23 protein-coding genes and 4 tRNA genes are annotated in these 24,887 nt (G+C 59.4%); 17 read left to right on the top strand and 10 right to left on the bottom strand.

The genetic code is table 11. The annotated features are described in order from the left end of the window. Positions 1 to 4: 4 nt before the first annotated feature. The gene (locus ACPF7Z_RS06310) at positions 5 to 709 is read left to right on the top strand and encodes an electron transport complex subunit E (RefSeq protein ID WP_425192367.1); all 705 of its coding nucleotides are present in this window, start codon (positions 5 to 7) and stop codon (positions 707 to 709) included. A 176-nt stretch (positions 710 to 885) separates the two neighbouring features. After that, a complete protein-coding gene (gene nth, locus ACPF7Z_RS06305) occupies positions 886 to 1,524 on the top strand; it encodes an endonuclease III (protein WP_425192365.1) in 639 nt (212 codons plus the stop codon). On the opposite strand, the gene ACPF7Z_RS06300 is transcribed toward nth, so the two are convergent. From ACPF7Z_RS06300 to ACPF7Z_RS06290, 3 genes are all read right to left on the bottom strand, one after another. Continuing rightward, entirely contained in the window at positions 1,521 to 2,525 is a 1,005-nt protein-coding gene (locus ACPF7Z_RS06300) for an ArsA family ATPase (RefSeq protein WP_425192363.1), read from the bottom strand. The genes nth and ACPF7Z_RS06300 overlap by 4 nt on opposite strands. A gap of 178 nt (positions 2,526 to 2,703) precedes the next feature. Next, positions 2,704 to 3,009, bottom strand: coding sequence for a cory-CC-star protein (locus ACPF7Z_RS06295; protein WP_425192361.1), 306 nt, complete (start codon positions 3,007 to 3,009; stop codon positions 2,704 to 2,706). 14 nt (positions 3,010 to 3,023) lie between these two features. Next, a complete protein-coding gene (locus ACPF7Z_RS06290) occupies positions 3,024 to 4,700 on the bottom strand; it encodes a carbon starvation CstA family protein (protein WP_425192359.1) in 1,677 nt (558 codons plus the stop codon). A 129-nt stretch (positions 4,701 to 4,829) separates the two neighbouring features. Between ACPF7Z_RS06290 and ACPF7Z_RS06285 the strand changes: the two genes are divergently transcribed. Further along, complete coding sequence (locus ACPF7Z_RS06285) at positions 4,830 to 5,585, top strand: YdcF family protein (protein WP_425192357.1); 756 nt, start codon at positions 4,830 to 4,832, stop codon at positions 5,583 to 5,585. Here the strand turns inward: ACPF7Z_RS06285 and ACPF7Z_RS06280 are convergent. Both ACPF7Z_RS06280 and ACPF7Z_RS06275 read right to left on the bottom strand, forming a co-directional pair. Continuing rightward, positions 5,570 to 6,046 (bottom strand): DUF1161 domain-containing protein, encoded by a 477-nt coding sequence (locus ACPF7Z_RS06280; protein ID WP_425192355.1) that lies wholly within the window; start codon positions 6,044 to 6,046, stop codon positions 5,570 to 5,572. The two genes, ACPF7Z_RS06285 and ACPF7Z_RS06280, sit on opposite strands and share 16 nt — an antisense overlap. 42 nt (positions 6,047 to 6,088) lie before the next feature. Next, the gene (locus ACPF7Z_RS06275; protein ID WP_425192353.1) at positions 6,089 to 6,760 is read right to left on the bottom strand and encodes a glutathione S-transferase family protein; all 672 of its coding nucleotides are present in this window, start codon (positions 6,758 to 6,760) and stop codon (positions 6,089 to 6,091) included. A gap of 128 nt (positions 6,761 to 6,888) precedes the next feature. Between ACPF7Z_RS06275 and ACPF7Z_RS06270 the strand changes: the two genes are divergently transcribed. Genes ACPF7Z_RS06270 through ACPF7Z_RS06255 form a run of 4 tightly spaced genes read left to right on the top strand, consistent with a single transcriptional unit; the run spans position 6,889 to position 12,308 of the window. Further along, a complete protein-coding gene (locus tag ACPF7Z_RS06270; RefSeq protein ID WP_425192351.1) occupies positions 6,889 to 7,260 on the top strand; it encodes a response regulator transcription factor in 372 nt (123 codons plus the stop codon). A gap of 2 nt (positions 7,261 to 7,262) precedes the next feature. After that, complete coding sequence (locus ACPF7Z_RS06265; protein ID WP_425192349.1) at positions 7,263 to 9,287, top strand: exonuclease domain-containing protein; 2,025 nt, start codon at positions 7,263 to 7,265, stop codon at positions 9,285 to 9,287. Continuing rightward, positions 9,284 to 9,544, top strand: coding sequence for a hypothetical protein (locus tag ACPF7Z_RS06260; protein WP_425192347.1), 261 nt, complete (start codon positions 9,284 to 9,286; stop codon positions 9,542 to 9,544). The genes ACPF7Z_RS06265 and ACPF7Z_RS06260 overlap by 4 nt, the downstream gene beginning before the upstream one ends. After that, on the top strand, positions 9,534 to 12,308 hold the full coding sequence (locus ACPF7Z_RS06255; RefSeq protein WP_425192345.1) for an ATP-binding protein: 2,775 nt from the start codon (positions 9,534 to 9,536) through the stop codon (positions 12,306 to 12,308). The genes ACPF7Z_RS06260 and ACPF7Z_RS06255 overlap by 11 nt, the downstream gene beginning before the upstream one ends. Here the strand turns inward: ACPF7Z_RS06255 and ACPF7Z_RS06250 are convergent. The 3 genes from ACPF7Z_RS06250 to ACPF7Z_RS06240 form a co-directional block, all read right to left on the bottom strand. Beyond that, positions 12,295 to 13,440 carry a DUF294 nucleotidyltransferase-like domain-containing protein gene (locus tag ACPF7Z_RS06250; protein ID WP_425192343.1) on the bottom strand — a complete coding sequence of 382 codons (1,146 nt, stop codon included), beginning with the start codon at positions 13,438 to 13,440 and terminating at the stop codon, positions 12,295 to 12,297. The two genes, ACPF7Z_RS06255 and ACPF7Z_RS06250, sit on opposite strands and share 14 nt — an antisense overlap. A gap of 108 nt (positions 13,441 to 13,548) precedes the next feature. Then, positions 13,549 to 13,836 (bottom strand): HlyU family transcriptional regulator, encoded by a 288-nt coding sequence (locus tag ACPF7Z_RS06245; protein WP_425192341.1) that lies wholly within the window; start codon positions 13,834 to 13,836, stop codon positions 13,549 to 13,551. A 15-nt stretch (positions 13,837 to 13,851) separates the two neighbouring features. Next, entirely contained in the window at positions 13,852 to 15,072 is a 1,221-nt protein-coding gene (locus ACPF7Z_RS06240; RefSeq protein ID WP_425192339.1) for an argininosuccinate synthase, read from the bottom strand. A gap of 240 nt (positions 15,073 to 15,312) precedes the next feature. Between ACPF7Z_RS06240 and ACPF7Z_RS06235 the strand changes: the two genes are divergently transcribed. Both ACPF7Z_RS06235 and rnt read left to right on the top strand, forming a co-directional pair. Beyond that, a complete protein-coding gene (locus ACPF7Z_RS06235) occupies positions 15,313 to 17,331 on the top strand; it encodes a putative bifunctional diguanylate cyclase/phosphodiesterase (protein ID WP_425192337.1) in 2,019 nt (672 codons plus the stop codon). A 113-nt stretch (positions 17,332 to 17,444) separates the two neighbouring features. Continuing rightward, positions 17,445 to 18,110: a ribonuclease T gene (rnt, locus tag ACPF7Z_RS06230; RefSeq protein WP_425192335.1), complete on the top strand. Its 666-nt coding sequence runs from the start codon at positions 17,445 to 17,447 to the stop codon at positions 18,108 to 18,110. Positions 18,111 to 18,237: 127 nt separating this feature from the next. Here rnt and ACPF7Z_RS06225 read toward each other — a convergent pair whose 3' ends face one another. Continuing rightward, positions 18,238 to 18,585, bottom strand: coding sequence for a Grx4 family monothiol glutaredoxin (locus tag ACPF7Z_RS06225; RefSeq protein ID WP_425192333.1), 348 nt, complete (start codon positions 18,583 to 18,585; stop codon positions 18,238 to 18,240). Between the two features lie 262 nt (positions 18,586 to 18,847). On the opposite strand from ACPF7Z_RS06225, the gene argF reads away from it, so the two are divergent. Beyond that, on the top strand, positions 18,848 to 19,765 hold the full coding sequence (gene argF / locus ACPF7Z_RS06220; RefSeq protein WP_425192331.1) for an ornithine carbamoyltransferase: 918 nt from the start codon (positions 18,848 to 18,850) through the stop codon (positions 19,763 to 19,765). Positions 19,766 to 19,770: 5 nt separating this feature from the next. Next, complete coding sequence (locus tag ACPF7Z_RS06215) at positions 19,771 to 20,829, top strand: ABC transporter ATP-binding protein (protein ID WP_425192329.1); 1,059 nt, start codon at positions 19,771 to 19,773, stop codon at positions 20,827 to 20,829. Between the two features lie 118 nt (positions 20,830 to 20,947). On the opposite strand, the gene ACPF7Z_RS06210 is transcribed toward ACPF7Z_RS06215, so the two are convergent. After that, positions 20,948 to 21,023, bottom strand: a tRNA-Ala gene (locus tag ACPF7Z_RS06210). Between the two features lie 246 nt (positions 21,024 to 21,269). Between ACPF7Z_RS06210 and uvrY the strand changes: the two genes are divergently transcribed. From uvrY to ACPF7Z_RS06180, 6 genes are all read left to right on the top strand, one after another. Further along, on the top strand, positions 21,270 to 21,917 hold the full coding sequence (uvrY, locus tag ACPF7Z_RS06205; RefSeq protein ID WP_425192327.1) for a UvrY/SirA/GacA family response regulator transcription factor: 648 nt from the start codon (positions 21,270 to 21,272) through the stop codon (positions 21,915 to 21,917). Between the two features lie 101 nt (positions 21,918 to 22,018). Further along, positions 22,019 to 23,833: an excinuclease ABC subunit UvrC gene (gene uvrC, locus ACPF7Z_RS06200; RefSeq protein ID WP_425192325.1), complete on the top strand. Its 1,815-nt coding sequence runs from the start codon at positions 22,019 to 22,021 to the stop codon at positions 23,831 to 23,833. Positions 23,834 to 23,894: 61 nt separating this feature from the next. Continuing rightward, positions 23,895 to 24,443 carry a CDP-diacylglycerol--glycerol-3-phosphate 3-phosphatidyltransferase gene (pgsA, locus tag ACPF7Z_RS06195; RefSeq protein WP_425192324.1) on the top strand — a complete coding sequence of 183 codons (549 nt, stop codon included), beginning with the start codon at positions 23,895 to 23,897 and terminating at the stop codon, positions 24,441 to 24,443. A gap of 64 nt (positions 24,444 to 24,507) precedes the next feature. Beyond that, a tRNA-Gly gene (locus ACPF7Z_RS06190) sits at positions 24,508 to 24,582 on the top strand. A gap of 97 nt (positions 24,583 to 24,679) precedes the next feature. Further along, positions 24,680 to 24,753 (top strand) — tRNA-Cys (locus tag ACPF7Z_RS06185). 34 nt (positions 24,754 to 24,787) lie between these two features. Continuing rightward, positions 24,788 to 24,876, top strand: a tRNA-Leu gene (locus tag ACPF7Z_RS06180). Positions 24,877 to 24,887 lie beyond the last annotated feature (11 nt).

The following is a 24,887-nucleotide window of genomic DNA, read 5'->3' as shown; positions in this document are numbered from 1 at the left end:
GGCAATGAATCAATTCAATGAGCTGACGCGCAACGGCCTGTGGTCCAACAACCCGGCGCTGGTGCAACTGCTGGGACTGTGCCCTTTGCTTGCGGTCACCAGCACCGTGGTCAATGCCCTTGGATTGGGCCTGGCAACGCTGCTGGTCATGATCGGCAGCAACGTCTCGGTGTCGCTGATCCGCAATCACGTATCGAGCAATGTGCGCCTGCCAGCCTTCGTGATGATCATCGCCGCCTTCGTTACCTGCGCCGAACTGTTGATGCAGGCCTATGCCTTCCAGCTCTATCAGATTCTGGGCATCTTCATTCCGCTGATCGTCACCAACTGCGCGATCCTTGGCCGCGCCGACGGCTTCGCCGCCAGGAATCCCGTGCTGCCCGCCGCCACGGACGGCTTGATGATGGGGCTCGGCTTTGCAGCCGTATTGGTGGTACTCGGTGCGGTGCGGGAATTGTTCGGCCAGGGCACGCTGTTCGCCGGCATGGAGCTGTTGCTAGGGCCAATGGCTGCCGACTGGCAGCTCACGCTGTTTTCCGATTACAGTTTCCTGTTTCTGGTGCTACCCCCCGGCGCCTTCTTCGCCACCGGGCTGCTGATCGCGGCCAAGAACGTCATCGACGATCGCGCGGAGCGACGCCGTTTGGCCCGGCAGGCAGATCAGCCTAGGGAGAGTCGGCGGGTACGAGTCACCGGCACGATACGATAAGGAATCACTGCATAAATGCCTACGCGAACGAATTGCTGCGTTACGCGGTGCTGGTGCGCCAGCCCGGTCGAGACTCGCCTAACCCCACGTTATGTCTCGTCTTCTGTGCTCCTTGCGCCTTGCTCTTCATTTCGCTCGGCAATTTATTCAGCAATTCCTAAGGCTCAAGAACACCAATGAACGCACACAAACGCCAAGCCATTTTCGCCCGCCTGCGCGAACACATGCCGGAACCGACGACCGAGCTTAAGTGGACCAGCCCCTTCGAGCTGCTGACTGCGGTATTGCTCTCGGCCCAGGCAACAGATGTGGGAGTCAACAAGGCCTGCGCCCGGCTATTCCCGGTGGCCAATACCCCTGAGGCGGTCCTCGAACTCGGCCTTGAGCGGCTGAAGGAATACATCAAGACGATTGGCCTCTACAACACCAAGGCCGAGAACCTGATGAAGACCTGCCGCCTGCTGGTGGAGCGTCACGGCGGCGAAGTGCCCCAGACGCGCGCCGAACTTGAAGCGCTACCCGGCGTGGGTCGCAAGACCGCCAACGTGATTCTCAACACCGCCTTCGGCCAGCCTACCATCGCCGTGGATACCCACATCTTTCGGGTCAGCAACCGTACTCGCATCGCCCCGGGAAAAAACGTGGTCGAGGTGGAACAGAAATTAATGCGCCATGTGCCCAGGGAATTTCGTCAGGATGCGCACCACTGGCTGATCCTGCACGGTCGCTACACCTGCGTGGCGCGCAAGCCGCGTTGCGGTAGTTGCGTGATCGAGGATCTATGTGAGTTTCCGGATAAAACGGAGGTTACTTAAAAGCCTGCTGTTTCCAGGCGACTCGCCATCTCTTCCAACGCTTCGAAGCCTTGCACATCGGAAGCCAGAAGTGGCAACCGTGGCCGCGGCAGCGCGGCAAGTTCCTCATCGATGCGGGCAAGGTAGAGGCTTTCCTGTTCGCGACGCTTGCGCAGGAATTCACCGTCCGCGTCTTCCGGGATGACCCGATTGACCAGGGCGCCGGCCACTGGCACACCTGCCTCTTTGAGTGAGGCCACGGAACGCACGGTTTCGAGAATCGGTAAGCGCTCCGGGGTCATCACGAACAGAAACTGGCTTTCCTCGGGGTTCTTGATGCGTCGCCGTGCCTGATGAAACAGCCGGCGTCGCTGCTTGAGGGTTTCGGCAATGGAACGGGCCCGATCATCCAGGTCGTTCATCCCTTCTTCTTCCGGTTCGGCAAACGGCGAACTGATGTCCTGGCCGCTCTTGGGAGTGAGGTGTTGGAGTACTTTGCCCAGTTCCTCGGACTTACGGCTGTGGGCCAAGAGGCCATCGGTCCAGGCCGCCATCGCCTCGGGCAGACTGAGCAGGCGCAGCGTATGGCCGGTGGGCGCGGTATCGAAGACGATCAGATCGTAGGACTCATCATCCAGCATCAAGCGCGACAGGCGTTCGAGCAGCGCCGCTTCCTGGGTGCCCGGCGACTGACGCGAAAGCCGCATCTGACGCTCCATCTCATCCATCATGCGGGGCACTGTGAAGCGTCGCAGCTGGCTGATGACGTTGCGTAGATGAGCCTCGACCTCGACGTCCGGATCGATCTCCAGGGCATCCAGGTTGGGCAGCAAACGGCGCGGGGCATCGTCCAGCTTGCGGTCGAAGGCATCCCCCAGGCTATGGGCAGGGTCTGTGGACACCACAAGCGTCTTGCGCCCACGTCGCGCCGCCAGCACCGCCAGTGACGCCGCCACGGTGGTCTTGCCGACTCCACCCTTGCCGCCCACCCAGAGCAGACGTTTTTCAAGAAGTTCTTTCATGGATCGGCCTATTAACGCCGTGAACTCTGTTTGGGGCCCATTTTCCTAGCAAAGAGGCCCGGGGTCAGGTCGTAGTGAAGGTCTTTTGCCATGGATGGCAAAAGTAGCGCCCAAGGAAGGGTTTACAGCGCCTTCACGGAGACCTGTCGCGGGCCTCTTATCGCGGCAGGTCAAGTTTTTAACAGCAACGGAAATCGTCGAGGGGCGAATGCTCCATCCCCATGCGTTTATGCCAATCATGAAACCGTTCCAGCATCAGCGGCTGCAACTCCAGGGTGTAATAGGACACCGGATTGGGCACCCCCATCAGTTCGGAAAACACCATCAGCATGAACAAGTCGTCCTCGTCCCGCTGAGCCCTCGCGATAGCGCCGCGATAGCGTGCCGAGTAGAACTCCTCGGCGTAGAAGCGGGCCTGGCTGAGCCAGGCCTTGATCTTGTCGCTTCGTTGAGCGGAATGGTCTGTGTCGGAACCCTTGCGCATGGCACAACTCCGTATCAGCCCTCTGTCTTGGTCGCCAGCTCACGGCGCACTCGCTTGAGTGATGCGGCGCATTCCATGGCCACCAGGATCGAAGCGATCAGCACGATGATATCCAGTACCAGCAGGAAGTAGTTGCCTGCCTCGTAAAAGCTGCGCAGTTGTAGCAGCAAGGCCAGCACCGTCATGACCAGCAGGAAGAGCAGCGGAGCCAGGGTAAACCACATGGGGCGCCTCAGGCGCACCAGCATCACGGTAATGACCAAGAGGGTCAGACCCGCCAGCAACTGATTGGTGGTGCCAAACAGCGGCCAGATGATCAAACCACCGGAACCATCGGCACCTGCCCCGAAGGCCAGAATCAGACAGGATCCTACCGCCAGGAGCGTCGCCACCGCGGGCTTCTTCATCCACTGCTGGTTATAGATCTCGCCCCACTCCTGGAAGATGTAGCGCTGCAAGCGCAGGCCTGTGTCCATGGTGGTGCCGGCAAACAGCGCCGCCATCACCGTGAGCAGGGTTGCCGCCGTGGCCTCGGGCAGCCCCAGGCCGTTGCTGATGATATAGGCGCCGCCTTCAACGAAGGCATTCACGCCGCCCTTGCCGAAGGCATCGTACATGGCGTTCCAGTCCGCCAGACTGGCAAACCCGGCGGTGGCGGCCAGTATGGCGCCCAAGGCCAGCATGCCCTCACCTACAGAGCCGAAGTAGCCGACGAAGCGCGCGTCGGTCTCCTTGTTGAGCTGCTTCGAGGTGGTGCCGGAAGAGACCAGACCATGAAACCCCGAAATGGCCCCGCAGGCGATGGTCACGAAGAGCAAGGGGATGATCGACGGCGTTCCTTCGGGCACATTGCTGTTGTACATGGGCGCCACCAGCGTGGGATTGAGCAGCACTAGAGCGCCATAAAGGATGATCAGACCGACGAAGAGTTGCAGGCCGTTGATGTAATCCCGAGGCTGAAGCAGCATCCAGACCGGCAATAGAGAGGCCACGGCCGCATAGGCGAACAACAACAGAATCCATACGGCATTACCGGAGAGCCCTCCGACCTGATCGGGCATCTGGAGAGGCACCGATGGCCCGATGATGATCAGGCCATATAGCGCCACGACGCCGATAAACGAGACCATCGCCAGGCCGATGATGCGACGATAGATGAGCTGACCGATGACCAATGCCACTGCGATAGCGCCCCAGACCGGTACCACGGCACTGGGAAATTTCATCAGCAGTCCGGCGATGACCACGCCGAAAACGGCGTTGACCATTAGTAGCACTAAAAAGATGACGATCATGAACAGGCTGCGGGCGCGCTTGCCGACCACATCACCGGTCAAGGCCCCCACGGATTTGGCGCGATTGCGCACGCTGGCCCATATCGCCCCGCTGTCGTGAACCCCGGCGAAGAAGATGGTGCCGAGCACCACCCATAGAAAGGCCGGCAGCCACCCCCAGATCACCGCGATGGCGGGACCGACGATGGGCGCCGCTCCTGCCACGGAGGTAAAGTGGTGACCCCATAGCACATAGCGATTGGTGGGTACGAAATCGATGCCATCTTCGAACTCATGGGCCGGCGTCTTGAACTCCGGGTCCAGTTGATAAATCTTTTCAGCAATGAATTTCGAATAGACGAAATAGGCCAAAGCCATTGCGCCCAAGCCAATGAATAGAACAACGATAGCACTCATGCCTCAAACTCCTTGTGTATGTTGTTATTCTCATATTTGTTTTGATTCTAATAGACTTAGCGTAGACAAAGAACCCCTTTCACGACAGCATCCTTTGGTGATGGGCCCTCAAAGATGGATACCAGCCTCATGCTGTTTCATGCACTCAAGTATTTGCTCTTGCCGCCCCTGATCAATGCGTTGCTGATGTTGGCCGGTCTATTGCTATGGAAAAGCCATCGTGTACTCGGGACTTGCCTTGTCATCCTTGGCCTGGTGTCGTTGCTGACCTTATCGCTGCCTTGGGTCAGTTATTGGCTGCGCAAAGGCCTGGAACCTTACGCGCCACCTTCTTCCATCATGCAGGAAAAGGCCGAGGCGATCGTGATACTCGGGGGCGGACGAGATTATGGAACGCCAGAGTTCGGTTGGGGCGATGCGCCCGACAACGCCACCTGGCGGCGTCTGGGCTATGGTGCCTGGCTCGCTCGTGAGACGAGGCTACCAATCCTGGTCAGCGGTGGATTGGGTCACGAAGAACACCTCGCCGAAGCCACGCTGATGGCTCGGGCATTACAACAAGCCTTTGGTCTCGAGGCGTCATGGGTCGAGGACCGCAGCCGTACCACAGCGGAGAACGCCGAGTTCAGCACCGCCATCCTCGACCGAGCAGGCATTGCGACGATACTGCTGGTTTCCCAGGCCTGGCATTTGCCGCGCGCGGTCCCTGAATTTGAACGTGCCGGATTGGAGGTAATCCCCGCTCCCACGGAATTTGCCAGTCGGCCACCGGATGGGCTGATCGCCTGGATTCCTCGCGCCTACCATCTACGTCAGAGCACCCAGGCGTTGCACGAGTGGTTAGGACGCCTGGCCTATCAGCAGATGTTTCATTTACGGCGGTAAACGACCCGATAGTCACCTTGGCTGCAGTGCCCGACGATCTCGACCTTGCCAGGCTCCCCTCGATTCCTGGCAACGATCTCCTTCGCTTTCGCTGTAGGCAATACCTTGACCGTATAGTTGACCACCTTGTTGGCCTTTATCTTATTGTCGATTTCCGCCTGCAGAATCTTGCAGGTTTGGGGCATTTCCTCGGCCTCCATGCGCTCCTGGCCCTGGCCCTGCTGGCCCTGGCCCTGCTGGCCCTGATCGCTGGCTGTCGAGGGCTCTTTCTGCTCCATCGGCTCGATATTCAGCGGCTTGCTAGAGGCATCATCCGGTCTTGAAATGCCCGGTGTGGCCGGCTTGAGCGTCGAACGTATACGTTCTGACAATTCGCTGGACGACGTTTGAGCCCACACCGGCAACGTCAGTATCAGCGCGAACAATGCCATGGCCAAGCGTCCATGATAGCTATTCGTCATCTTCACACCTCTTCTGCCTACTTTGCAGTACATCATGGCCATTCACTCCGAGAGATTGAATTCGCCTCCTTTTTTAGTGGCGCGCTGATAGGCAGAGCGCTCACGCATACGAGTCAGACACCCCTTGAGGTTGGGTGAACCCTCGAGTCCATTGCGTGAATCCAAGGCTAACAACGGAAAGCTCATTTGAATATCGGCGGCGGTGAATTGCTCCCCGGCAAACCAACGCGATTTGGCCAGCACCCCTTCCCAGAATTCCATGTGTTGACGAATCTGTGGATCGAGGAATTTGCGCTTCACGCCACTGGCAAACAGATTGCCGATGGGACGCATGAGAGCCGGTACCGGCGGTTTTCCCAGGCGCGAGAATACCAGCTTCATCACCAGTAGCGGCATCGCCGAGCCTTCTGCGTAGTGTAGCCAAAAACGATAATGGCGATGATCGTCACTGCCAGGCGTGGGCACCAGTAGATGCTGAGTATCGTAGCGCTCGATCAGATAGTCGATGATCGCACCGGACTCGGCGACGGTGATCTCGTCATCAGTGATCACCGGCGATTTGCCCAGGGGATGCACCTGTTTGAGCTCCGGTGGCGCTAGCATCGTCTCGGGATCACGAGCGTACTCGACGACCTCGTACTCAATTCCTAACTCCTCGAGCAGCCACAGCACACGCTGGGAACGAGAATTTTCCAGATGATGAACCTTGATCATGCTGTGCTCCCCTATCGGTATAGTGTCATCCCTTTCACCGCCTTCCACTGATGACGACCAAAGCCGCCTTTCTGGGTCGATCGCCTCCCGCTAAACTGCGAGAAATTACAAGTAAAGAGGGCTGCCAAATGTCTAAGGTACTTGTTGTCGACGACGAACCCAATATCGTGCTGTCTCTTGAATTCCTGATGCAGCGCGCCGGCTTCGAGGTAATCACCGCCGAGAACGGCGAACAGGCGCTCGCTCTCGTCGCCGATCAGGCACCGGATCTGGTACTGCTGGACATCAGCCTGCCAGGCATCAGCGGCTTCGACGTGCTCGAACGCCTGCGCGCCGACACTGCCCATAAGCGACTGCTGATCATCATGCTTACCGCCCATGGCCGAGAGGTTGAGCGCGAGAAAGGCCTCGCCCTGGGTGCCGACGACTACATCACCAAACCCTTCTCCACTCAGGCCCTGGTCGACAAGGTCAAGGGTCTACTCGACGAGGGGCGCTGAGCATGCCGGGTCGCCAACGTCTACTCGGCCTGTGGTTACTGGCCAACGGGATCTTCCTGTTCGGCGGTGCATTCCTGGCATTATGGCTGGAGGCGGAACTCGGTCCGAGCGGCCCCGCTCATGTGTGGCTGTGGTTCATCTGTCTCGCCCCTGGCCTGCTGACGCTGCTTATCGGTGCCTGGCTGGAGCGCCGCCTCTTCGCCCCGCTGCGTCATTTTCGTGTACAGCTCACCCGGCTAGTGGCCAACCCTGGTGCCCGGGACGATTACCCGCCGGAAGGCTGGCTGAGCAATCTCGGAGAGGACCTTCAACGACTCCGGGATGGCTGGCGCAGTGATCGCCAGGCGCTGAAGACCGCCCATGCCGAGGGCGCGCGCACCGCCGCGCGCATTCGTCAGGAGTTGGAAACCCTGCTGCAGTCATTGCAGGTGCCGCTGCTGCTGTGCGATCGCCACCGCCGCCTGCTGCTGTTCAACCATGCCGCCGAAACCCTCTTCGCCGGACATTCGACTCTCGGCCTGGGCCGTAACCTGACCATGTTGCTGCCATCGACCAGCCTATGGGAAACACTCAACACCCTCCCCGCGGACGGCAGCCCTCGTGAGGTGCTGATTCCCTTCGGCGAACGCTGGCTGCGGGGCTCATTGCGTCGAGTCATGTCAGGACATGGCGAGACACTGCTGTCCCTGGAAGACGCTACCGCCAGTTGGCGCCGGGAACTGACCGAACGCGCCCAGTTGGCGGAGCTATTGCCAGCGCTGCGCCGTCATGCCGCCAGCCTGACCACGGCTGCCGAGGCACTGGAACAGGCCTACCAGGAACCGACACTGCGCCAGAAGCTGGAGACGGCCATTCAGGAGGAGAGCCAGGCGCTGGGCACGACCATCGAGGGTCTAGGTCGCTTGGTGGATTCCTTGACCGTGCAGGGCGAACGGCTGTCCCCGACCTGGTCCAACGATCTGTGGCATGCCCTGGCTATGCGACTCGAGACCAGCCAGCTGAGCCTTACGCCCATCGGCATACCCGCCTGGTTCAAGGCCGATGTTCCGGCCTTGCAGCCCCTGCTGCACACCTTGCTCGAACATCTGGCCGAGGTGAGTGGCTGTCGGCATTTCGAGGGCGAAATCTGCCTGGGCAACCGCCGGGTCTACCTTGATCTTATCTGGCCGGGCATTCCCTTGGGCCAGCAACGGCTCAATGCCTGGAGCGAGCAGCCACTAGACGAATTACCCATGGCGCCCAGGATCGCCGATATTCTGCGCCAGCATGATAGCGATCTGTGGAGCCTGACCGACGACGATGGCCAGCACGCCCGGCTGCGGCTGCCCCTGCCGGCGGCGGCCCGGGTCGGCACGCCGGCAACGCCACCTCCGCCCCGGCCCGAGTTTCACGACTTCGATATCGCCGAACTGCCGGCTCCGGATGGTGAGCTGGCAAACCGTACCCTGCGCCAGTTGGACATCGTGGTATTCGACACCGAAACCACCGGTCTCGAATTGGCCGATGGCGACACCGTGATCAGCATCGGTGCCTGTCGCATCGTCAACGGCCGCTTGCTGGCGGATGATACCTTCGATCAGCTAGTCGATCCTCAGCGCTCGATCCCACCGCAAAGTACGGTCTTTCATGGGCTCACCGATGCAGACGTGGTCGGCGCGCCGCCGCTGCGTCAAGTGTTGCCTCGCTTTCACGACTATGCCGATGATGCGGTGCTGATGGCGCATAATGCCGCCTTCGATCTGCGCGCTATCCATCCTTTGGGTAGCGGCCTGCGCTTCAACAATACCGTGCTGGATACCCTGCTGCTGTCTCGAGCGCTGGACGCCAGTTTCGAGGACCATGATCTGGACAGCTTGGCCGAGCGTTTCGATCTCGCGGTACCGCCCGGTGCTCGGCATAGCGCCTTGGGAGATGCCCGCATAACGGGTGCCCTATGGCTGGCCCTGCTGCCCCGCCTCGAGGCCCAGGGCATCACCACTCTGGCCCAGGCACTGGCACTGCAGGGCAAGGTGGGCGTGCCGTCATGAATTACCGGCGAAACTCACGCCTGCTGGCCCTGACCGGACTGGCGCTATTGCTGTTCAGCCCGCCGCTGGTCGTCCTCTTCAACCGACCGGCGGCGAACGGCCTATCCTGGCTGCCGCTATATCTATTCGTGGTCTGGGGAGCGGTGATCGGTATGGCGGCCTGGCTGCTCCAACGTCCTGACGCAAAGCCACGCGAAGAACCACGCGAAAGGCCATACGAAGAGTCATGGGAGGAGCGACGGCGGCATGAGAAGTGATACGGTCGTGCTGGTCGTGGCCTTCGGCTATCTGGCGCTGTTGTTCGTGATCGCGGCCTGGGCGGATCGCCGCGCCGAACAAGGGCGATCATTGATCGGCTCGCCGACGATCTACGCCCTGTCGATCGCCGTCTACTGCACCGCCTGGACCTTCTACGGCAGCGTCGGCCGCGCCGCCGTGTATGGCCCGAGCTTCCTGCTGATCTATCTGGGGCCAACCCTGGCCATGCTGGTCAGCCCATTGCTGATCCGTAAGATGGTGCGCATCGCCCGGGCACAACGCATCACCTCTATCGCCGATTTCATCAGCGCCCGCTATGGCAAGAGCGATGGGCTGGGCGCGCTGGTGGCAATGATCGCGTTACTTGGCATTACCCCTTATATCGCCCTGCAGCTCAAGGCCATCACCTTGAGTCACGCGATCCTGACCCAATACCCCGCCTCCCCGGCAAATGTGTTGGCCGATGCGGGCTTCTGGAACGACAAGTCGTTCTGGGTGGCGCTGGTACTTGCCGTCTTCATCATCCTGTTCGGCACTCGTCATCTCGATGCCAGTGAACGTCACGAAGGCATGGTGACGGCCATCGCCTTCGAGTCGCTGGTCAAGCTGGTAGCCTTTCTTGCGGTAGGCATATTTACCGTATTCGTACTCTACAACGGCCCCGGTGATCTGTTCGCCCGCGCCGCCGCCCACCCCGAACTGACCCAGGCGCTGAGTCTGGAACGCGTTCCCGGTGGTGCGCTGGGGTGGGTCGGCATGCTGGTACTGGCAACCCTGGCCTTCCTGACCCTGCCGCGTCAGTTCCAGGTACTGGTAGTAGAGAACGTCGACGAGGATCACATTCGACGCGCCAGCTGGCTCTTCCCACTGTATTTGCTGGTGATCAACCTGTTCGTGATCCCCGTGGCCCTGGCCGGTGTGCTGCTCGGCGATGCCGCCTTTAGCCCGGATAGCTTCGTGCTGACCCTGCCGCTGGCGGCGGGGCTCGACGGCCTGCCTTTGCTGGTATTCATCGGTGGCTTGTCAGCGGCCACTGGCATGATGATCGTCGAAACCATCGCGCTCTCGACCATGGTCAGCAATCATCTAGTGATGCCCCTGTTGCTGCGCTCATCCTGGATACACCTGGGGTCGCGTCTCTCTGGCAGGCAGGGCGAACTCACCGGCTGGCTACTCGGTATTCGCCGCGTGGCGATCGTGCTGATCCTGCTGCTGGGTTACCTCTACCATGCGCTGATCGGCGATGCCTACAGCCTGGTGACCATCGGCCTGGTGTCCTTTGCTGCCGCCACGCAATTCGCCCCGGCCATGCTGATCGGGATGTACTGGCGAGGCGCAACCCGTGCAGGAGCGGCCTGTGCGCTGTTATCAGGCATCGCTGTATGGGCCTACACACTGCTGCTACCCGGCTTCGCTCAATCCGGCTGGTTGGACATGGCATTGCTCAATGACGGCCCCTTCGGCGTCGAATGGCTCCGCCCCTACGCCCTGTTCGGCCTCGAAGACTGGGATATCTACACCCACTCGCTGTTCTGGAGCCTGCTCGTCAACGTCGGCTCGCTTATCGGCGTCTCGTTGTTCACCCGCCAGAGCCGCCTGGAACAGACCCAGGCGGCGCTGTTCACTGAAGCAATGCATCCTGGGCTGATGCACCGCACGCCGCTGTGGCAGGGCCAGACCACCCTCGAGGAGTTGCGTGAATTGTTGAGCCGCTATCTGGGAACACCCGCTACGCTGCGCATTCTCGCCGAGGAGCAGCGCCAGGCGGATGTCGGCACCCCCCAGCCGGCCTCGCCAGCGCTGATCGCCCGAGCCGAACGGGCACTGGCCGGCGCCCTGGGCAACGCTTCGGCGCGGGTGCTGATCAATTCGGTGGTGCGGGGCGAGGCCCTGGACCTGGACGCCGTGTTGAGCATCCTTGATACCACCTCACAGACGTTGGAATACAACCGGCGACTGAAACAGAAGTCCCAGGAGCTGACGACGATCAGCGAGGAGTTGCGGGCGGCCAACGAGCGCCTGCGGGAACTCGACCGCCTCAAGGACGAATTCGTCGCCATGGTCAGTCATGAACTGCGCACGCCATTGACCTCGATTCGCGCCTTCGCCGAGATCCTGCGCGACAGCGACAGCCTACCCGAGGACAAGCGCCGCCACTTCCTCGATGTAGTGGTGCACGAGAGCCAGCGACTCTCGCGGCTGATCGAGGAGATTCTCGATCTGGCCCGGCTGGAATCCGGTCGTCTGACACTGCATCCTCAGCGCCTCGATCTCGCCGACCTGACCCGCCGCAGCGCCGACGCTGTGCTGCGCGTGCAGGAAGAGCGTGGCGTGACGCTGACGGTGGATATCCCTTCATCACCGGCAGACGTGATCGGCGATCCCGATCGCCTGGAACAGGTGATCATCAACCTGCTCGACAATGCCAGCAAGTTTGCCGCCGATGAGGATGGGCGTGTGCGCCTGGCCCTGTCTCGTCACAAGCATCACTGGCGTCTGAGCGTCGAGGATAACGGGCCCGGCATCAGCGAAGCCGAGCGCGAGCGCGTCTTCGAGAAGTTCCATCAACTGGAACGTCAGGATGGCGGCGATGCGCCGGCGCGCGGGCGGCCTCGTGGCAGCGGCCTGGGCCTGCCGATCAGTCGAGGCATCATCGCCCACCTGGGCGGACGGTTGTGGGTCGAGGATGGCCCCACCCTTGGGGGTGCTTGCTTGATCATGGAATTACCCCAGGCGCCCGAGTCGGACACTACGAGTGGCTAGCGCTGGCAGCAGCCTTGGCCTGGTTGACAAGTGAGCGCACCTGCTGCAGATCATGACGCAGCAGCAGACGCTCGGCATCATCGAGTCGCCGTAGGTCTAGCCAATTGTCCGGCTGACGCCCGACGCTCAGCGCCATCATTTGAGCGCCAAGTAATAGCCCCTGAAAACGACCCAGCGCCGCGATCAATACCGCAGCCGCTTGAGCATCAAGTTTTCCTAGCACGACCAACTCGTTCAATCGGCCGCGACTATCGACACTGCGCGCTCCATGGAGCAACGCCAACAGTCGCACGGCATTCTGCAAAGGCAACATACCCTGACGCTTGAGATCGAGCGCGTGCTCGTGGGGCGCCTCGTGGTTCTTGGCCGCTATCCGACCGAAACGATCCAGCGCCACCGGGGTTTCATCGAGCAGTGCCGCCATCTCATCGAGAAACAGGCCGGCCCGAGGCACCAGTGCCAGCACGCTGTCGCGTAAGCCTTCAGCGAGACTGGCATCGCCGTGCACCGGATGGAAGTCAAACAGAATATTGGCTTGCTGGACACGCTTGACTCGGCGCTCGGCAGTCCAGATGCGCAGCTGTTCCTGCCATTCGCTCAGGCGCTTGCGCCACATCGGCCAGCGCGCCATTACATGACCCTGACACAGTGGAATGCCGGCCTCGCCCAGGGTCTCGGTGAAGCGCTCGCCGAGAGACTGGAAATAGCCATCGATCTCGTCGTGCCGGGCATCCGGATAGTCGGCGACAATCATGGCGTTATCCTGATCCGGTCGCAGCAGGCTTTCATGGCGCGCGGCAGATCCCAGCGTGAGAATGCAGTAACCGACCGGTGGCTTTCCCCAGCCTTTGCCGCGCATCTCCTCGAGGGCCAGTTGAATCGACCGACGATAGAGCCAGTCGTTGTGATCGCTGAGCAGTTGACTGATGCGCCAGCCCGGCAAGTCCAGACGCAGCAAGGCATTTACCAGCAGTGGCTGCCAGGCTTTGGCCTCCGCCAGGGATGGGTTGGTTCCCAAGCGCTGTACGGCATCGCGTAATGGTGCGAGCACCTCAGGCAATGTCGCCGGATCGGGAATATCGTCCGTGGCGAATAGCGTGCGCCAGGACGACGCGCGGTGTAATAGGCGCATCGGACCCTCCTGAGAATTGCCACATTGACCGCTTCAGGTCCTCGAACGACTTCACGAAAGCCGCGCTCCAAATAAAAGCGGCACTCTAAAAGAGTGCCGCGATCAAGCTCAGCGCTTGAACATCTCGTCGCCGACATCATCGATATAGCGCTTCGCCTTGTTCACTGTCAGCTCGACACAGGCCTCCCGGCTACTGACGATGTCCGAACGCTCGAAGCGATGCTCAAGGGTCTCACCCTGCTCAATCGGCTTGCGAATCCAGCCGCTGACCCGGTACTGCCCACCGGCATCCTGGGGATCGGGGGTGATCAGATAGCCGCGATGCTCCGTCGACGGCATTTCCTCGTCGTTGACATCGCCGCTGCGGAACAGGCCGTCGATCAGTTTCTTGAGCATGCTGCCTCCTTTTTTTCAGCTTGCACTACGACCTTTACCGGCCGCGATTCGTAAACGTAGTGCGTTGAGCTTGATGAAGCCTTCAGCATCCTTCTGATTATAAGCACCAGCATCGTCTTCAAAGGTCGCGATGGATTCATCGAACAGCGACTGCTCGGACTTGCGACCAGCGACGATGGCATTGCCCTTGTAGAGCTTCATGCGCACCACGCCGCAGACGCTGGTCTGGGTCTCGTCGATGGCCGCCTGCAGCATGCGCCGCTCCGGGCTCCACCAGTAACCGTTGTAGATGACCTTGGCGTACCTGGGCATCAGCTCGTCTTTCAAATGCGCCGCTTCACGATCCAGCGTCAGTGACTCGATGGCCCGGTGGGCGCGCAGCATGATGGTGCCCCCCGGCGTCTCGTAGCAGCCGCGAGACTTCATGCCCACGTAGCGGTTCTCGACGATATCGAGGCGCCCGATGCCATTGTCGCCGCCCAGCTTGTTGAGCTTGGCCAGTACTGCATGAGGCTTCAGGGCTTCACCGTCGATGGCGACGATATCGCCCTTTTCAAACGTCAGGTCGATATAGGTGGGCTGATCCGGTGCCGCCTCCGGCGAAACGCTCCAGCGCCACATATCTTCCTCGGCTTCCGCCCAGGGATCCTCGAGGATGCCGCCTTCGTAGGAGATGTGCAGCAGATTGGCGTCCATGGAGTAAGGTGATTTTTTCTTGCTCTTGGAGAAATCCACCGGAATATCGTGCTGCTCACAGTAGTTCATGAGCTTTTCCCGGGAAGTCAGGTCCCACTCACGCCAGGGGGCGATGACCTTGACGCCAGGCTTGAGTGCATAGGCGCCCAGTTCGAAACGCACCTGATCGTTGCCTTTGCCGGTGGCGCCATGGGAGATGGCGTCTGCGCCGGTCTCGTTGGCGATCTCGATCAAGCGCTTGGCGATCAAGGGTCGCGCGATGGAGGTACCCAGCAGGTACTCGCCCTCATAGATGGTGTTGGCACGGAACATCGGATAGACGTAATCGCGCACGAACTCCTCGCGCAGATCCTCGATGTAGATCTCCTTGACTCCCAGGGCCTTGGCCTTTTCGCGCGCCGGCTCGACCTCTTCGCCCTGCCCGATGTCCGCCGTGAAGGTCACCACTTCGCAGTCATAGGTCTCCTGCAACCACTTGACGATCACGGACGTATCCAGGCCGCCGGAATAGGCGAGCACGACCTTCTTGACGTCGGACATTCTAGGCTCCTTCGCTGATTCTTGGGGATTCGATGGCCGCTCAGTATAGCGCCGTTGGAACTGATCGAATACCGCATAGCGCCGAACTCGGGGGTTACCAAGCACTGCCACTCAGCGATTTTGACTGCAGGGGCACGAGTTTTCTTCCCCCAGGCCAGCTCAAGCCTCGTGATCATTTGCCGATAACGTTAACAGAAGTTATGCCCTTGCCATGAACCGCTAGAGCACACGCAAAATATCATGTCGAATACCATTATCGCTCTGATTGGTCTGGTGCTGATTGGCGCAGTCCAACTGATTGGCGGCCTGAGCTATACGCGACAGGTCGTTCGCGAATTGCCGGAATCCAAAGTGAGTTGGCGCATCCTCGAAGCGCTGATATGGCTTTTCGTACTCGGTTATGCAAGCTTCGCCCTCCTGCTGGTCAATCATGAAGTCTCGACACTGCTGATCGTGGTGGTGCTCATCTTTGCCGGGGGCGGAAGCTTCGTGCTCACCGTGACCCGGCTCAGCGCCAAGACCATCCAGAAGGTCAAACGCGTCACACTGCTGGAGCAGGAAAACAGTCGCATCCTGACGGCTCAGCAACGCCTGCAAACCATTCTGGATAACGCCGCCGAAGGCATCGTGACGTTTGACGACCAGGGCACGATCCAAACCTTCAACAAGGCCGCCGAGTCCTTGTTCGGGTATCTCGAACCGGAAGCGATCGATCGGGATATCGGCCACATCATCGTTCCTCCGGACAGTCTCGATCAGCGCGAAGGGTATGTGGAACAATTTCTGCGTAACGAGGTACAGCGGTTGATCGGTCACGAAGGTGAAGTCGTCGGCTGCCATCGCGACGGCACCACTTTTCCGATGGCGCTCAAGGTCAGCAGCGTAATGCTCGAAGGCCAGCGCGTCTATACCGGACTGGTGTCCAATATCAGCGAGCGCAAGACCATGCTCGAGCGGCTACGTCAGATGGCCGAACAGGATGGTTTGACGGGGCTCTACAATCGCAGCTACTTCCAGCAGGAACTGGAACGTGCGGTGCAGCGTGTGCGGCGCGCCGATATCCATGCGTGTCTGCTGTATATCGACCTGGACAACTTCAAATACGTCAACGATACCCTCGGTCATGCCGCCGGCGATCGCTTGCTGATCGATGTCGCCTGCCTGCTGGCCAAACGGGTGCGCAGCACCGATCTGATCGCCCGCTTCGGAGGCGATGAGTTCACCGTCCTGCTTTGCGATCTGCCCATCGATCAGGGGCTACAGGTGGCCGACGCCTTGCGCCAACGGTTCACCGATTATGTCTTTCGTCATGCAGGCAAGCAGATCGATATCGGTTGCTCCATCGGGGTGGCCGCCATCGATCGCGAGAGCTGCGACGGCGAACAGGTATTGGCCCGCGCCGATTTCGCCTGTCATCAAGCCAAATGTGCCGGACGCAACCGGGTGCATCAATTCAGCGCCGACGATCAGGACGGTATCGATACACTGTCGATGGACATGGGTTGGTCGCGACGCATCAAACAGGCATTGGAACAGAATCGACTGGTACTCGCCTATCAGCCGATCATGACCACTGCTTGCGGTGGGTTGTACGGTTACGAAGTGCTGGTACGCATGCTCGACGAGCGTGACAAGCTGATCATGCCATCGGGCTTCTTGCCCGCGGCAGAGCGTTTCGGGCTCGCGGTGGAGATCGATCGCTGGGTGATCATTAATGCTATCGGCTCCTTGGTTCAAGCCCGCAGGACACAACCGAACCTGTGCTATTCGATCAACCTGTTGGCACAGACACTTGCCGAAGACAAGGTCTGTGACTTGATCCTGCATCACCTCAATACCACGGGTCTCGACCCCCGGGCATTGACGTTCGAGGTCACCGAAACCGCCGCGATCACGGACATGGCGATCGCCCAGCGCTTTCTTGGACGATTGCGGGAGATCGGTTGTCGCACGGCGCTGGATGACTTCGGCTCGGGCATGTCGTCCTTCGCCTATCTCAAGGATCTACCGGTGGACATCGTCAAGCTGGATGGCTATTTCGTGCGCCACCTGGCAGGTAACCTGATCGATCAGAGCCTGGTCAAGGCCATGAACGACATCATTCATGCACTGGGCAAACAGTCCGTAGCGGAATTCGTGGAGGATCAGCAGAGCCTACAATTGCTGACCGATTATGCCGTGGATTTTGTTCAGGGTTACTACCTCGGACGTCCCGCGCCCCTTCCTCTTCAAGTATCCGAGCTATCATCGGAAACCTAGCGGAAGATAACGTTAGTTTTTACTAATACAAATTGTGGTCGTTCTCGATGGCTTTTCATTCCATACTAGAGAATGAGAAAAACACTCTGGATGAATCGGCAAGGGAGCAATGCATGACCGAGGCGAATGGCCAACCATTGATGGCTCAGCGCTTTCGCAGTTTTCTACCCGTGGTGATGGATATGGAAACCGGTGGTTTCAATGCCGAAGGCGATGCCATTCTTGAGATTGCCGCAGTCACGCTGACCATGGATGCCCAGGGAAACCTACTTCCTGATGCGACGTTCGCTTTTCATGTCGAGCCCTTCGAAGGGGCCAACATCGACCAGGCGGCGCTCGATTTTACCGGCATCGATCTTGCCAACCCGCTGCGCAAACGAGTGAGCCTGTCCGAGTCCGCAGCGCTCGGCGAGATCTTTCGCCCGGTACGCAAGGCCATCAAGTCCAACAAGTGCACTCGGGCCATTCTGGTGGGCCATAATGCAGCCTTCGATCATGGCTTTCTGAACGCAGCCATCGCCCGCTGCGGTATCAAGCGCAACCCGTTTCATCCTTTCTCGAGCTTCGATACCGCCACTCTCTCGGGCCTGATGTACGGCCAGACGGTACTCGCTAGGGCCTGTCGCGCCGCGGGGATCGAGTTCGACAATTCCGAAGCGCATTCGGCGCGCTACGATACCGAGCGTACCGCTGAGCTGTTCTGTGCCATCGTCAATCGTTTCAAGGATCTGGGAGGCTGGAGCCTGACACAGCGCGAACAGGGCATGGACGAGCGTTGAGCGTTGCCTGAAAAAGCCTCTGCACTGGCTTGACGACACCCATTACCAACGACAATGCCTCGGAGTCGTGACTCCGAGGCTTAGTGACTGACTGCCTACTCTTATCCTGTATCCTGATCGAAAACGCTCAGGCGTCTCCGGTCTGCTCCGTATTGGCCTTGGCCGCGGCCTCCTTGACCATTGGCTCCAGCTCACCGTTCTGATACATCTCGACAACGATATCGCAGCCGCCGACCAGCTCGCCATTGAGCCACAGTTGGGGAAAAGTCGGCCAGTTGGCGTACTTGGGCAGCTCGGCACGAATATCCGGATTGTCCAGCACGTTGACGAAGGCAAAGCGTTCGCCGCAGGCCATCAGGGCCTGTACCGTTTGTGCGGAAAAGCCGCATTGAGGTAATTGAGGTGTGCCCTTCATGTAGATCAGGATCGGATTTTCGCTCACTTGCTGCTTGATGTTCTCGAGAGTAGTGCTCATGAGAATTTCCTGAACGGGGTATCAGCTGCTTGGCTGACGCCGCGTAACGGGTGAATGATGTCGTGATGCCTATTCTACTGGTGCAAGCGCTCGAAAACAGCCCCGTCGTCATCGATCTTGGCAATCATTGCGCTGCCCCTCGGCTGTGGCTAGGATGGAGGGCTTTCCGCAGGATCAAACATCCGCTCAAGGCAGCGTGGCCATTACCGCTTTGCCTGGGGATGTCTTTTCCATTCGCGACCGCTGGCCACAGGAGCTTGCCATGGCGACACGACATTTTCTGACCCTGCTGGATCTCACTTCGGAAGAACTCGACTACCTGGTCGCCCGGGCAATTCGCATCAAGACCGACCTCAAGGCGAAAGGGCCTGACTATACGCCGTTTGCCAATCGCACCCTGGCAATGATCTTCGCCAAGTCATCGACCCGCACGCGTGTCTCCTTCGAGGCCGCCATGGCGCAGTTCGGTGGTCACGCCCTGTTTCTCTCGCCCCGCGACACGCAACTGGGTCGTGGCGAGCCGATCGGCGATACGGCGCGAGTGCTGTCGGAAATGGTCGATGCGGTGATGATCCGCACCTTCTCCCATGCGGATGTCGAAACCTTTGCCGCGGCGAGCTCGGTACCGGTCATCAATGCGCTGACCGACGATTATCACCCCTGCCAACTGTTGGCGGACATGATGACCTGGATCGAATGTCGTGGCACGATCCAGGGCAAGACGGCAGTATGGATTGGCGACGGCAACAACATGTGCCACTCCTGGATCAATGCCGCGCGACAGTTCGACTTCAGGTTACGCATCTGCTGTCCGGAGGGCTACGATCCAGATTCTGCAATTGTCGCCGCCGCCGGCGATCGGGTGAGTATCCTGCGCGATCCTCAACAGGCAGCGGAAGACGCGGATCTCGTCACCACGGATGTCTGGGCCTCGATGGGGCAGGAGCAGGAGCAAAGCGATCGCGAGCGCGCCTTCAAGGGTTTCCAGGTAACGGAGACGATGCTCGACAAGGCAGCTTCCGATGTGCTCTTTCTGCACTGCTTGCCGGCCCACCGAGGCGAGGAAATCAGCCCTACTCTGCTGGATGACCCGCGCGCCGTGGTCTGGCAAGAGGCAGGCAACCGCTTGCACGCGCAAAAGGCACTGCTGGAATTTCTACTCCTAGGACGCATCGACTAGTCGCCATGGGTCAACCGTTACTGCACGTCGACGAGCTGGAATGCCGCTACGGGTCTACCGTGGTGACCTCCCACGTCAATTTTTCCCTGAACCGGGGCGATCTGTGCTGCTTATTGGGCCCGTCGGGCTGCGGCAAGACCACGCTACTGCGTGCCATTGCCGGCTTTGAACCGGTGGCAGCAGGACGCATCGCGCTCGAGGGCACAACACTCTCCGACCGGACCACGCTCATTGCGCCGGAGAAGCGTCAGGTGGGCATGGTGTTTCAGGACTATGCGCTGTTCCCGCATCTATCCATCATCGACAATGTGGCCTTTGGACTACGCAAGCTCTCTGCCGACCAGCGTCGTCAGCGCGTCGATGAACTGCTGGAACTGGTTGGCTTGACCCATCTCGCCAAACGCTATCCTCACGAACTTTCCGGGGGTCAGCAACAACGCGTGGCTCTGGCCAGAGCCCTGGCACCCCAACCGCGCCTTTTATTGCTTGATGAGCCTTTTTCCAATCTGGATGTGGAATTGCGGCGCCAGCTCAGCCATGAGGTCCGGCGCATCCTCAAGAAACTGGGCATCAGTGCCATCATGGTGACCCACGATCAACAGGAAGCCTTCGCGCTTGCGGATCAGGTCGGCGTGCTGCATGGCGGCTACCTGCAGCAGTGGGATACCCCCTACAACCTTTATCATGAACCGGCGACTCGGTTTGTCGCCAACTTCATCGGCCAGGGATTCTTCTTGCCGGGTGTGATGAAAGATCGCGAGACGGTGAGTACCGAAATCGGCGATATCACGGGCAACCGCGCCTACCCTTTCGAGACGAATGCACCGGTCGATGTGCTGCTGCGCCCGGACGATATCGTGCTCGATGCGCACAGTGCACTCGAGGCCCAAGTCGAGCAACGCACCTTCACCGGGGCCAACTCGCTATATCGCCTGCGCTTGCCTTCCCAGCAGGTGGTCGAAGCCTCCTTCAACAGTCATCATGAATATGCTGCCGGCGAGCATATTCCCGTGCGCATCCAGGCGGATCATCTAATCCTGTTCGAGCGCCAGGATCGGGAATAAATGACGGATGGCTTCAGCATGCGTGTTGCTAGGGCTTGAATGGAATAGCTTGAATAGAAGCGTTGGCATGAAAAAGCCGCCTGCATGAATGCTTGGGCGGCTAAATCGAAAATTTTGTTGGTGGAGCCTAGCGGGATCGAACCGCTGACCTCAACACTGCCAGTGTTGCGCTCTCCCAGCTGAGCTAAGGCCCCATAAGGCGACGATGTACGATAATCGCCAGACATTCGTCTCATTTATCGCGTCACACTATTCAGACTTGAATAGACGTGAGTCAAGATGAGCAAAGAACGGCGCAGATATTATATCCTTGAAACCCTGTCGTCAAGGCATTTTGTCTTGGTATCAGACATGGAATCAACGCTTTACGCGCATTACACTCGTCAACCTTTCATAGCCAGTGCCGATACTAGAAGAAATTGTTTTCATCAGGAGCGAACTTGATCAAGGTTATAGTCGCAGACGATCATCATCTGGTTCGTACCAGTATTGCGCGGATGCTTAGCGATGAGGAAGGCATCAAAGTAGTCGGTGAGGCAGCAACAGGTGAAGAAGCCATTACTCTGGCACGCACGCTGCGGCCGGACATCGTGCTGATGGACATTCGCATGCCCGGCATCGGAGGGCTTGAAGCCACACGCAAGATCGCCCGAGGCATGTCCGACATCAAGGTGGTGATTCTTACTGCCTACCTGGAAGAAACCTTTGCTCAACGCCTCCTCGAAGCGGGGGCCAATGGCTTTATCAGCAAGGGTACCGAAATGGACGAGGTGGTGCGTGCGATTCGTGCCATTCAGCTTGGGCAACGCTACATCAGCCCCGAGATCGCCCAACGCCTTGTGCTGGCCAAGATGGATACCCAGGACAACCCCTTCGATCAATTGTCGAGCAGGGAACTTCAGGTCGCCATGATGATCATCAATTGTCACAAGGTAAACGATATTTCGGACCGGCTTTTCTTGAGTCCAAAGACGGTCAATACCTACCGCTATCGCATTTTCGAGAAACTCGGTGTCCAAACCGATGTTGAACTCACCCATCTCGGTCTGCGTCACGGACTCGTCGACGGTTTCAGCGAAGACCGCTGAGCCCTGAGGTTGCAAGCAACAGCATCAGCCACGCCGACGTCCCATAAACCGGCGGCGATCTGGTATTGTGGCGCTATCAACTCAGCAACATTGATGGTGGCATGAGCTTCGACGCCAAACATTTTCTCAAGACCGTCAGCGAATCGCCGGGTGTCTACCGGATGTTCGACGGTGATGGCAATGTCCTTTATGTGGGCAAGGCCAAGCGTCTCAAGGCGCGCTTGGCAAGTTATTTCCGTGGCGCCCTGAACGCCAAGACTCAAGCGCTGGTTGCGCGCATCCGCGATGTACAGGTCACCATCACCCGCAGTGAGACTGAAGCCCTGCTGCTCGAGCAAACCCTGATCAAGGAGTTGAGGCCACCCTATAACATCCTGTTGCGTGACGATAAGTCCTATCCTTACGTCTTCGTCAGCGACCGTCATCCTTATCCGGCGCTCGAGTTCAAGCGCGTGCGTCATAAACGCAACGACGGCCGCTATCTTGGCCCCTACCCCAGTTCAAATGCAGTGCGTGAAAGTCTTGCTCTGATGCAGAAGATCTTTCGTATCCGCAATTGCGAGGACACGGTCTTTGCACATCGCACGCGGCCCTGTCTGCAGTATCAGATCAATCGCTGTAGCGCACCTTGCGTGGACTACATCGACGAGCAGGACTACCGCCGCGATCTCGAGCACGCGGTGATGTGCCTGGAAGGCAAGAGCGAACAGGTAACCGGGCAGTTGACGGCGGCCATGGAAGAGGCCAGTCACGCCCTGGATTTCGAGGAAGCGGCACGCCTCAGGGATCAGGTGCAGCAGTTGCGCCGGCTTCAGGAACGCCAGATCGTGGATACCGGCTCCGGCGATGCGGACATCTTCGCCCTGGTGGAACGCCCGGGCGGTCTGGGTATCAGCGTACTCACCGTACGACAAGGGCGTATGCTCGGAGCGCGTCATCATAACCCTGATAACGGCCTCGATCTTCCCGCCAATGAGCTGTTGGGTGAGTTCGTCAGTCAATTCTATCTCGGTCAGCGACGCGAATTGCCCCAGGAAGTCATCACCAGCCATTCCCTACCCGATAGCGAAATACTGCAGGCCGCCTTCAGCGAGCAAGCGGGCAGGCAGGTGCGTCTCGCGCATCAGGTGCGCGGACACCGGGCGCAGTGGCTACAGCTGGCGCGCACCAATGCCGAACAATCCCTGGCCACCCAGCTTGCCAACCGTACTCAATTATCGAAGCGCTTCGAGGCCCTGCGCGATGCACTGGGCATGGAAACCACACCCGCGCGGCTGGAATGTTTCGATATCAGTCACAGCCACGGCGAAGCCACGGTCGCTTCCTGTGTGGTCTTCGACCAGGACGGACCGGTGAAGTCCGATTATCGGCGCTTCAATATCGAGGGCGTGGCCGCCGGCGATGATTACGCCGCCATGCGACAGGCGCTGACGCGGCGTTTCAAGCGTCTCCAACAAGGCGAAGGCAAATGCCCGGATATTCTGCTGGTGGATGGCGGCAAGGGTCAGCTCAATATGGCAAGAGAGGTCTTCGATGAGCTGAAAATCAGTCATATTCGTCTGGTGGGCGTTGCCAAGGGCACGACCCGCAAACCCGGCTTAGAGACGCTGTTTCTGGAAACCGTCGACAACAGCCTGAGCCTCGAGGGCAGCTCGGCTGCCCTGCACCTGGTACAACATATCCGCGACGAGGCCCATCGCTTCGCCATCACCGGTCATCGGCAACGCCGAGACAAGGCGCGTCGCACCTCCACACTGCAGGATATCCCGGGCGTTGGCCCCAAACGCCGTCGCGAGTTGCTACGCTTCTTCGGTGGTCTACAGGGCGTGCGTCATGCCAGTCGAGAAGAACTGGCCCGGGTGCCGGGCATCAGCGTTAGCATGGCCACCTCCATCCATCAGGCGCTGCATGGATGATTAACGCAAAGACGCATAGAATGATGGCTTTCAATCATCGGCTTGGACGCGTGTTATCTCGATGAACATACCCAACATCCTGACGCTTGCTCGCATCGTGTTCATTCCGCTGCTGGTGGTACTGTTCTATACCCCCTATGCCTGGAGCCTGAAGCTCACGGCGTTACTGTTCGGCCTCGCTGCGCTCACGGATTGGCTGGACGGTTACCTGGCGCGCCGCTGGAACCAGAGCACTCCCTTCGGCGCCTTCCTCGACCCGGTGGCCGACAAGGTCATGGTGGCGGTGGCGCTGGCGCTTTTGATAGAGCGCTTCGATTCGCTCTGGTTGACGCTGCCGGCGCTGGTGATCATTGGTCGGGAAATCGTGATCTCGGCACTGCGCGAATGGATGGCGGAAATGGGCAAGCGTGGCCACGTTGCCGTGTCCTGGATCGGCAAGGTCAAGACCACCTTGCAGATGATCGCCCTGCTGCTGTTACTCGGCTGGGCGCCAGGTACCGAGATCGCCACCCTTGGGATCATCACACTCTATACGGCGGCGGTATTGACGCTGTGGTCGATGCTACAATATTTGCGCGCGGCCTGGCCTGAATTGTCCCGCTCCATGTAGCGGGTGGGAGGCGATAAGCGTTTGACAGAGGCGCCCTTATCTGTAGAATGCGTCATCGAGTCGAGCGGGAATAGCTCAGTGGTAGAGCATCGCCTTGCCAAGGCGAGGGTCGCGAGTTCGAATCTCGTTTCCCGCTCCAAAGTTTGGTAGCAAAGAAGCAGTGAAGGTCGCGAGCTGGAGCGCCAGTCCGATCGAATCTCGCTTCCCGCTCCATCGTCTTGAAACACGACTCCTGAGGCTGGATGGCAGAGTGGTTATGCAGCGGACTGCAACTCCGTGTACGCCGGTTCGATTCCGACTCCAGCCTCCACCCCCTCTTCGGCCCCACAGCCTCTTCGACCCCCGCCCGGATGGCGAAATTGGTAGACGCAAGGGACTTAAAATCCCTCGGAGGTTATACTCCGTGCCGGTTCGAGCCCGGCTCCGGGCACCAGATGTCTAGAG

Source organism: Halomonas sp. GXIMD04776, from assembly GCF_049808615.1.
GTDB lineage: Bacteria > Pseudomonadota > Gammaproteobacteria > Pseudomonadales > Halomonadaceae > Modicisalibacter.
Note: the sequence above shows the minus strand (reverse complement) of the source record. Positions and strands in the feature narration are given on the sequence as shown.

What these genes read in the sequence shown, in the direction of transcription:
- ACPF7Z_RS06225 (WP_425192333.1), bottom strand. Translation starts at nt 18,585, where the DNA reads ATGAGCACTACTCTCGAGAACATCAAGCAGCAAGTGAGCGAAAATCCG.
- ACPF7Z_RS06285 (WP_425192357.1), top strand. Translation starts at nt 4,830, where the DNA reads ATGCTGTTTCATGCACTCAAGTATTTGCTCTTGCCGCCCCTGATCAAT.
- ACPF7Z_RS06310 (WP_425192367.1), top strand. Translation starts at nt 5, where the DNA reads ATGAATCAATTCAATGAGCTGACGCGCAACGGCCTGTGGTCCAACAAC.
- pgsA (WP_425192324.1), top strand. Translation starts at nt 23,895, where the DNA reads ATGAACATACCCAACATCCTGACGCTTGCTCGCATCGTGTTCATTCCG.
- ACPF7Z_RS06215 (WP_425192329.1), top strand. Translation starts at nt 19,771, where the DNA reads ATGGGTCAACCGTTACTGCACGTCGACGAGCTGGAATGCCGCTACGGG.
- ACPF7Z_RS06275 (WP_425192353.1), bottom strand. Translation starts at nt 6,760, where the DNA reads ATGATCAAGGTTCATCATCTGGAAAATTCTCGTTCCCAGCGTGTGCTG.
- ACPF7Z_RS06295 (WP_425192361.1), bottom strand. Translation starts at nt 3,009, where the DNA reads ATGCGCAAGGGTTCCGACACAGACCATTCCGCTCAACGAAGCGACAAG.
- ACPF7Z_RS06235 (WP_425192337.1), top strand. Translation starts at nt 15,313, where the DNA reads ATGTCGAATACCATTATCGCTCTGATTGGTCTGGTGCTGATTGGCGCA.
- ACPF7Z_RS06250 (WP_425192343.1), bottom strand. Translation starts at nt 13,440, where the DNA reads ATGCGCCTATTACACCGCGCGTCGTCCTGGCGCACGCTATTCGCCACG.
- ACPF7Z_RS06300 (WP_425192363.1), bottom strand. Translation starts at nt 2,525, where the DNA reads ATGAAAGAACTTCTTGAAAAACGTCTGCTCTGGGTGGGCGGCAAGGGT.
- ACPF7Z_RS06240 (WP_425192339.1), bottom strand. Translation starts at nt 15,072, where the DNA reads ATGTCCGACGTCAAGAAGGTCGTGCTCGCCTATTCCGGCGGCCTGGAT.
- uvrC (WP_425192325.1), top strand. Translation starts at nt 22,019, where the DNA reads ATGAGCTTCGACGCCAAACATTTTCTCAAGACCGTCAGCGAATCGCCG.
- ACPF7Z_RS06280 (WP_425192355.1), bottom strand. Translation starts at nt 6,046, where the DNA reads ATGACGAATAGCTATCATGGACGCTTGGCCATGGCATTGTTCGCGCTG.
- ACPF7Z_RS06255 (WP_425192345.1), top strand. Translation starts at nt 9,534, where the DNA reads ATGAGAAGTGATACGGTCGTGCTGGTCGTGGCCTTCGGCTATCTGGCG.
- ACPF7Z_RS06265 (WP_425192349.1), top strand. Translation starts at nt 7,263, where the DNA reads ATGCCGGGTCGCCAACGTCTACTCGGCCTGTGGTTACTGGCCAACGGG.
- ACPF7Z_RS06260 (WP_425192347.1), top strand. Translation starts at nt 9,284, where the DNA reads ATGAATTACCGGCGAAACTCACGCCTGCTGGCCCTGACCGGACTGGCG.
- ACPF7Z_RS06270 (WP_425192351.1), top strand. Translation starts at nt 6,889, where the DNA reads ATGTCTAAGGTACTTGTTGTCGACGACGAACCCAATATCGTGCTGTCT.
- nth (WP_425192365.1), top strand. Translation starts at nt 886, where the DNA reads ATGAACGCACACAAACGCCAAGCCATTTTCGCCCGCCTGCGCGAACAC.
- rnt (WP_425192335.1), top strand. Translation starts at nt 17,445, where the DNA reads ATGACCGAGGCGAATGGCCAACCATTGATGGCTCAGCGCTTTCGCAGT.
- ACPF7Z_RS06245 (WP_425192341.1), bottom strand. Translation starts at nt 13,836, where the DNA reads ATGCTCAAGAAACTGATCGACGGCCTGTTCCGCAGCGGCGATGTCAAC.
- argF (WP_425192331.1), top strand. Translation starts at nt 18,848, where the DNA reads ATGGCGACACGACATTTTCTGACCCTGCTGGATCTCACTTCGGAAGAA.
- ACPF7Z_RS06290 (WP_425192359.1), bottom strand. Translation starts at nt 4,700, where the DNA reads ATGAGTGCTATCGTTGTTCTATTCATTGGCTTGGGCGCAATGGCTTTG.